The organism is Faecalibacterium gallinarum (assembly GCF_022180365.1).
GTDB classification, from domain to species: Bacteria; Bacillota; Clostridia; order Oscillospirales; family Ruminococcaceae; genus Faecalibacterium; species Faecalibacterium gallinarum.
On sequence record NZ_BQKV01000060.1, the window covers coordinates 1 to 925 of the forward strand.

1 protein-coding gene and 1 pseudogene are annotated in these 925 nt (G+C 48.6%); both read right to left on the reverse strand.

Annotated elements, in window-relative coordinates:
* On the reverse strand, positions 1–704 hold a 704-nt coding region (locus JCM17207_RS09040; protein ID WP_238317345.1), incomplete at its 3' end, for an ATP-binding protein.
* Positions 701–925, reverse strand: a pseudogene (locus tag JCM17207_RS09045) (IS21 family transposase); the annotation flags it as partial. The gene JCM17207_RS09040 and the pseudogene JCM17207_RS09045, both read right to left, overlap by 4 nt.

Here is a 925-nt window from a genome sequence, read left to right on the forward strand (position 1 = left end):
GTGGCATCGTCAAAGATGCGGTCTAGTGTACACAGCAGAGTGGCATCTTCCTCGAAATCTTCACGCCAAAGAGCCGGATTCTTGTTGCTGGTGAAGATCATATTAAAACTGCCTTCTTTGTTGTAACGCCGGTCAATCAGGTCAAAGAACAGTCTGGTATTCTCCTTGTCAAAGGCACAGTGCCCAATCTCGTCAATAATCAGGCAAGAGGGGCGCACAAGGCCATTGAGACAAGAATCGGTCTTTCCAGAACGTCTGGCTGCCGTGAATCGGTCCCGGAGTTCAGATGCCTTAATGAAATAGGTTTTCAATCCATGCTGGCAGCAGGCGTATCCGAAAGCCTGAGCCAAATGCGTTTTGCCTGTGCCTGCCGGGCCAATAAAGGCTAGATTGCGGTGAGAGTAGATAGCGTTCAAGGAGGACAAAACTTTCAGGCGTTCCACATCTTTCCCTTTGAGCAGCGAAAAGTCAAAATTCTCAAAGGTCTTGGGTGCTTTTGTAGGAAGACGACTCATCTTCAATAAGGTCTGAATGGTGGTCTGCTGTTTCTTTTCGCTGAGATAGGCGAGTAGCATCTGTACAGCCTCCATTCCAGCTTCCGAGAATTCCTGCTCTTCTGCGAACAACGCGAATTCCTCAGCGGAAAGATCCAGCTTCAAAGCAGAAGCAGCGGACGCTACCTGCTCAAAGATTGTTTCCTTCATACCTGGTCCTCCTTGTCAAAATCGAATTTGGCAAAGGAGAGATCCGGAGAGGGTTTTGGTAACTGAAAAAGCTGCGTTTGTACAGGCGCTGTGGGAAATTCTTCTGGCTGTGCCAAGGATTCGTACTGTCCTTCACAGAAACTGTCGGTGCGGCTCCAGGTAACGGTATGTGTAGCCAGCAAAACTTTTAGGTCGGCAGAATAAATACGCAGCAAATCGCC